The 468-nt window shown below is 74.1% G+C and carries 1 protein-coding gene; it reads right to left on the bottom strand.

What is annotated here, in order from left to right:
• A partial coding sequence (locus GVL52_RS31950) for an ATP-binding cassette domain-containing protein (RefSeq protein WP_160012722.1) occupies nucleotides 1–468 on the bottom strand: 468 nt, incomplete at both ends.

Raw genomic sequence — 468 nt, 5'->3', positions numbered from 1 at the left:
GGTCGCGCCCGTCCAGCAGGATGCGTCCGCCGGACGTGCCGCCGTCCACGTCGTAGAACCGCTGCAGCAGCTGGAACACCGTCGTCTTGCCCGCGCCGCTCGCACCCACCAGCGCCACGGTTTCGCCGGGCGCGATGTGCAGGTCGAACCCGTCGAGCGCGGCCTGCGCCGGGCGCGACGGGTAGTGGAACCGCACCTGCTCGAAATCCACCCGCAGGCCCTGCCCGGCGGGTCCGAACGGCGCGGCACCGGGGGGAGAGACGATCGCCGCGGGCGCAGCCAGCAGTTCCATCAGCCGCTCGGTGGCACCGGCGGCGCGCAGCAGGTCGCCATAGACCTCGCCGAGCACCGCCACGGCGCCGGCGAGCAGCATGACGTAGATGACGGTCTCGCCGAGCTGCCCGGCCGACATGCCGCCCGAGAGCACCGCCTGCGTGCCGCGGTACAGCCCCCAGAGCAGCAGGGCGG

The organism is Rhizobium sp. 18055, from assembly GCF_902706285.1.
Taxonomy (GTDB): Bacteria; Pseudomonadota; Alphaproteobacteria; order Rhizobiales; family Rhizobiaceae; genus Rhizobium.
This window is presented reverse-complemented; position numbering and strand designations above follow the sequence as displayed.